General features: G+C 69.0%; 6 protein-coding genes and 1 pseudogene. 1 reads left to right on the forward strand and 6 read right to left on the reverse strand.

Annotated features, from left to right (window positions below; genetic code table 11):
* The 6 genes and pseudogenes from ACNPM4_RS17705 to ACNPM4_RS17730 all read right to left on the reverse strand — a co-directional run.
* Window positions 1–338, reverse strand: a pseudogene (locus ACNPM4_RS17705) (LCP family protein); the annotation flags it as partial.
* Window positions 339–421: 83 nt separating this feature from the next.
* The gene (purE, locus tag ACNPM4_RS17710; RefSeq protein WP_036303450.1) at window positions 422–889 is read right to left on the reverse strand and encodes a 5-(carboxyamino)imidazole ribonucleotide mutase; all 468 of its coding nucleotides are present in this window, start codon (window positions 887–889) and stop codon (window positions 422–424) included.
* Window positions 890–1,033: 144 nt separating this feature from the next.
* On the reverse strand, window positions 1,034–2,158 hold the full coding sequence (locus tag ACNPM4_RS17715; protein WP_448986554.1) for a 5-(carboxyamino)imidazole ribonucleotide synthase: 1,125 nt from the start codon (window positions 2,156–2,158) through the stop codon (window positions 1,034–1,036).
* A gap of 104 nt (window positions 2,159–2,262) precedes the next feature.
* On the reverse strand, window positions 2,263–2,781 hold the full coding sequence (locus tag ACNPM4_RS17720; protein ID WP_448986561.1) for a PH domain-containing protein: 519 nt from the start codon (window positions 2,779–2,781) through the stop codon (window positions 2,263–2,265).
* Window positions 2,782–2,867: 86 nt separating this feature from the next.
* The gene (locus ACNPM4_RS17725; protein ID WP_448986555.1) at window positions 2,868–3,644 is read right to left on the reverse strand and encodes a biotin--[acetyl-CoA-carboxylase] ligase; all 777 of its coding nucleotides are present in this window, start codon (window positions 3,642–3,644) and stop codon (window positions 2,868–2,870) included.
* Window positions 3,641–4,924: a CDP-glycerol glycerophosphotransferase family protein gene (locus tag ACNPM4_RS17730; protein WP_448986556.1), complete on the reverse strand. Its 1,284-nt coding sequence runs from the start codon at window positions 4,922–4,924 to the stop codon at window positions 3,641–3,643. Before ACNPM4_RS17730 ends, ACNPM4_RS17725 begins: the two co-directional genes overlap by 4 nt.
* A 169-nt stretch (window positions 4,925–5,093) precedes the next feature.
* Between ACNPM4_RS17730 and ACNPM4_RS17735 the strand changes: the two genes are divergently transcribed.
* The coding region (locus tag ACNPM4_RS17735) for a glycosyltransferase (RefSeq protein ID WP_448986562.1) at window positions 5,094–5,340 on the forward strand (247 nt) is incomplete at its 3' end.

Raw genomic sequence — 5,340 nt, forward strand, 5'->3', positions numbered from 1 at the left:
ACGACGGGGATGGCGAGGCGCGACGGCCCGGGGAGCTTCACGAGGCGCACGAGACGCAGGGCGTCGAATGTCAGGACGATCCAGAGGACGACGTAGGCGACGAGAAGCACCTGCACGATCGTGAGGACGGCAGCCGAGAAGAACCCGCCGCCGATCGTGAGCCACAGCAGGACAGGGCGCGCGAACAGCGCGAGGCCGACAGCGACGATCGCGAGGAGCCAGGCGAGCAGAGTGGCACCGAGGCCGAAGCGACCGAGTCGACGATTACCGGCGAGCACCTGGGCCGAGCCCGGCAGCAGGAGATTCAGCGCGACCAGCCACCAGCCGCGCTTCGCCATAGTCCCCGGATCGGAGAGGTCCGGGTGCCGCAGCGGCCGGGTCTCGATCAGTGGGCGCCCTGATGCGCGCGGAGGCGCAAGGGTCACAGTGACCCCTTCAGCCGTTCGTTCTTCTCCTCGACCTGGGCCTCGAGCTCGCGAGAGTACGCCTCGACACGGTCGGCGAGGTCGGGGTCTGCCGTCCCGAGGATCCGTGCCGCGAGGAGTCCCGCGTTGCGCGCTCCGCCGATGGACACGGTGGCGACCGGGATCCCGGCAGGCATCTGCACGATCGAGAGCAGCGAGTCCATGCCGTCGAGGTAGGCGAGCGGCACAGGGACACCCACAACGGGAAGCGGGGTCATCGAGGCGAGCATGCCCGGAAGGTGCGCTGCACCCCCGGCACCCGCGATGATGACGCGGACTCCTCGTGACCGCGCGTCACGCGCGTACGACATGAGCTTGTCGGGCGTGCGATGCGCCGAGACGACCTCGACTTCGTGCGGGATTCCGAAGTCCGTGAGGGCCTGAGACGCATCGCTCATCACGCGCCAATCGGAGTCGGATCCCATGACGACGCCGACAAGAGGAACGGCGGAGGAGTGCAGTGGCTCGGTCACCAGATCAGGCTACGGTCTGCCGCTGGGAGAAACCCCGAACGCCGCGCCTCTTCGCGCGCATGTCTCGCGCCGTGTGACGCCGAGAGCGAGCACTGCTCAGTCGAAATGGGCGACAGCTGCCCGCGCCACGTACACGGCATCGTCGAGGTCATCGTCGACGACGTTCACATGCCCGACCTTCCGGCCGGGTCGCGGAGCCTTGCCGTACGTGTGGATCTTCGCCTGCGGGTGCGCGGCCATCGCCGCACCGAAGCGCTCTTCGAGCGTGCCCTCTTCCGGACCGCCGAGGATGTTCACCATCACGGACCAGGCGGAGCGGGGCGCGGTACTTCCCAGCGGCAGATCGGCGACCGCCCGCAGGTGCTGCTCGAACTGTCCGGTGACGGCGCCGTCCTGGCTCCAGTGCCCACTGTTGTGCGGGCGCATCGCGAGCTCGTTGACGAGGATGCGTTCGTCGTCGGTCTCGAACAGCTCCACGGCCAGCATGCCCGTGACGCCGAGCCCCTCCGCGATCGTGCGACCGATCTCCTCGGCGACCTCCACGAGGCGGTCCGCGGCGGCGGGCGCCGGGGCGATGACCTCGGCGCACACTCCGTCTCGCTGCACCGTCTCGACCACGGGGTACGCGACGACCTGCCCACTCGGGCGGCGCGCCACCTGCTGGGCGAGTTCGCGCACGAAAGGAACGAGCTCCTCGACGAGGAGCGCGTCGTCTCCGGCGAGCGCATCGAGCCAGTCCTGCGCTTCGGTGGCGGCACGGACGACCCGCACGCCCTTTCCGTCGTATCCGCCGCGGGGTGTCTTCACGACGCCCGCACCGGCATGCGCATCGAGGAAGTCCTGCAGCTCGGCGATGCTCCGCACCGGAGCCCAGTCGGGCTGCGGCACACCGAGTTCGGCGAGCCGGGCTCTCATGACGAGCTTGTCCTGCGCGAACTGCAGGGCGTCGGGGCCCGGATGCACCACCACCCCGTCGGCGACGAGCGCTCGCAGGACGTCTTGCGGAACATGCTCGTGGTCGAACGTCACGACGTCGACGTCCGCCGCGAAAGCGCGCACGGTTTCGAGGTCGCGGTAGTCACCGATCGCGGTGGCCGCGAGCGCAGCGGACATCCCCTCGCCCTCGGCGAGCACTCGCAGGTCGAGACCGAGCTCCACCGCGGGTGCGATCATCATCCGGGCCAGCTGTCCTCCGCCGATCACACCAACACGCAACGCCATGTGCCGTCTCCATTCGTCTGCACCCATTCTCGCGCACCGGGGCGGGCGGAATCGACACGCTCGGGGTCAGCGGACGAGGGCCCGCCCTGCGGCGAGCAGCGAGCTCACGATGGGTGCGGTTCGTCGCCGCCGGCCTGCGCGTCGCGATGCGCCAGGATCTGCCCGACCTCGATCTGGTCGGCGAGCGTCTCGTGCACGAGGGTGACGTTCGGGACGTTCGCGAGTCGGAGCGGCGCATCGACACCGTTGGAGAGGGTGATGTTGCCCGAGCCCCACAGCCGCTGGAGCGGACCACGGCGAACCGCGATCGTGTATCCGCGGGCGTGGGACATCTCGCGGCGCCCGCGAGCGCCGATGCCATGGTGCGCGATGACCCGCCTGGTCGTGACCGTCGTGCTGCGCGAGTACCAGATCACGAAGGGGATGACGACCGCGAGGATGACCAGGAGACCGGCTGCGGCGAGCAGCATCCAGTCCTCGAAGCCCGCGGGCAGGTTGCCGTAGAAGTACGCCGTCGCACCGAAGGTCGCGATGAGCACGAGTGCCGACCAGAACAGCCGACGCGCGTGGCTCCGGAAGCGCGCGATCAGCAACTCCTCCGAAGGCGTACCGGGCGGCGGCATCAGGGGCCGCCCGCCGAGCGTCACAGGCTGGGTCACACCACCATTGTGCCTGTGATCGCCGACATAGCCGTCTGGACGACGGCGTGTCAGTTTCCGGCAGGGCGGACGTGGACGACGTCACCGGCGGAAATCGCCTGCTGCTCGCCGTCGACGGACACCACCAGGCGCCCCTCCGAATCGAGTGCTGTGGCCACGCCCTCCAGGATCCGGCCAGCCGGCAGAGACACGCGGACCGCCTGCCCGATCGTCGCGCATCGGGCGGTCGCCGCCGCATGCAGCCCGCTCCTGCCCGCGTCACCCGTCGAGACGAGCGCGGACAGCAGATCATCCAGCGCGGTGAGATACGCGGCCAGGAGCCGATCCTCGTCGACCTCGACGTCGAGGGCCGCGAATGACGTGGCCGTCGGCACCGGAAGCTGCTCGACCGTCATCGCCGTGTTCACACCGGCGCCGACGACCACGGCATCCCCCGTCGCCTCGGCGAGGATGCCGCAGATCTTGCGTCCGTCGACCAGTACGTCGTTCGGCCACTTCACCCCGACGTCGTGCTCCGGCAGCTGCGCTGCGACCGCGTCCGACATCGCCACCCCGGCGGCGAGCGGAATCCAGCCTCGTGTCGCCGGGTCGAGCGGCAGAGCGCGCAGAAGCACGGAGACGGCCAAGGCCGTGCCCGCCGGGGCGACCCAGCTGCGGTCCAGGCGGCCTCGGCCCGCGGTCTGGTCGCGCGTCACGATGGTCGACAGATGCGGCCAACCGACGACATCCCCCGCGTGCGCACGAAGATCGGCGTTCGTCGACCCGGTTCGCTCCCGCACCTCGAGTCGAGGGACGATCGGATGCGCCAGCGAGAAGTCCACGCTCATACTTCCTCGTCGTCGACTTCTTCGTCGTCGTCGTCCTCGTCCTCGCGGATCGCCCCGACCTCGTGGGCCTGCCACCGCTCCCACTCCTTCATGAGCCCGTCGACCGCCGCGTGGAACTTCTCCGTGGCCACTCCCTGTGTCGTGTCACCGAAGTAGTGCTGCACCCACATCCGCAGACGAGCGGTGGCTGCCTCGTCGGCTCGCACCCGTTCGACCTCCGCGACGATGTCGTGCGCGGCCTCCGCCGTCAGCCATTCGCAATCAGCCAGATAGCCCTGCGTGTCGATGGAAGCACGTTCGTCGGTCGGACGCGTGATCATCAGCGGCTTCCCCGCGGCGAGACGGTCGTAGACCATCGCGGAGATGTCGACGATCGCGACATCAGCCGCCGTCAACTGCCAGCCGAGCTCCGGTGCATGATCGTAGACGTGCTGCGCCGTCGGGTCCGCCGCGTTGGCGACAGCGATCGCCGCGATGATCCGCCGGTGGGCGGCCCCGTACGCCTCGTCCACGACACCGCTACGCGGGTGGGGACGGTAGATCACCCGATGCGCGCCGGTCGCCAGCAGTCGCGTCACGAGCGCTTCGCCGTGCGTGGCGATCGACCCGTAGTGGGCACTCGGGCGGTCCCCCTCCCATGTGGGCGCGTAGAGGACGACGGTCCGCTCGTCCGGCACGAAGGGGAGCGTTCCCGAGTAGTGATCCGCCTGCGGCCGGCCGATCTCGATGGTGCGGCGATCCACGTCATAGTCCCACAACGTGCGCGACAGCCGATCACGCGCAGCCTGACCGGCCACGAAGGCGTAGTCGTACGCCTTGTACTGATTCGTGGTCATGTACATCTTGTCGGACTCGCCGTGGTTGATGAACACGTGCCACCGCCGCCCGTAGCGGAACATCTGGAAGTTGCGGGTGTTCTGGTTCACGTACAGCACCACGCGGATGTCCTGCGTCGCGATGAACCGTTCGAGGTCGCGGACCTTCGGCACGAAGGCGACGGGAGGCGAATCCTCCTCGAGCAGCCTCTCGGTTCCGGTCGCCTGACGCGAGAGCACGACGACGGGCCACCGCTTCGCGAGTTCGGCGAGCGGGCGGTACCACTGACGCATCTGGTACATGTTCACGGCACCGTCGGCGAAGTACACCGCCACCTGGAAGTGGTCGGTCGGGAGGGGTTCGCGTTCCGAGAGCCGCCGACGCACGCGTTGCACGGCGGTGCGGGATGCGAGCGCCCGCGTCAGCAGTCGGTACGCCTTCTTCGCATCAGACAGTGCACCCATCCCTCCAGAATAGTTCGTCGGGGCGGCGTCGTCCGGCGCCTGCGGACGGATCCGGCGCCGGAAGGGCGATAGTCCGCGTCCTCCTCAGGATCAGTGGGAGCCACCGTGACATGATCGTCATGTGCCAGCCGACGAAACAGCCGCTCCCCTGCACGGGGTGTCCTTCGTGATGCCGGTGCTCAACGAGCGCGCCTACCTCGAGCACGCGATCGAATCCGTGCTCGCCCAGGACGTCGATGTCCCCACCGAGCTCGTCCTCGCGCTGGGGCCGTCGAACGACGGCACGACGGAGCTCGCTCAGCGCCTGGCTGAGCAGGACGAGCGTATCCGGCTGGTCGACAATCCCGCGGCGCACATTCCCGTCGGACTCAACGCCGCGATCCGAGCGAGCCGCTATTCGACGATCGTGCGCGGCG

It is taken from the genome of Microbacterium umsixpiens, from assembly GCF_053543675.1.

Coding starts and splice junctions, on each gene's coding strand:
- ACNPM4_RS17720 (WP_448986561.1), bottom strand. CDS start 2,781: ATGCCGCCGCCCGGTACGCCTTCGGAGGAGTTGCTGATCGCGCGCTTC.
- ACNPM4_RS17715 (WP_448986554.1), bottom strand. CDS start 2,158: ATGGCGTTGCGTGTTGGTGTGATCGGCGGAGGACAGCTGGCCCGGATG.
- ACNPM4_RS17725 (WP_448986555.1), bottom strand. CDS start 3,644: ATGAGCGTGGACTTCTCGCTGGCGCATCCGATCGTCCCTCGACTCGAG.
- purE (WP_036303450.1), bottom strand. CDS start 889: ATGGGATCCGACTCCGATTGGCGCGTGATGAGCGATGCGTCTCAGGCC.
- ACNPM4_RS17730 (WP_448986556.1), bottom strand. CDS start 4,924: ATGGGTGCACTGTCTGATGCGAAGAAGGCGTACCGACTGCTGACGCGG.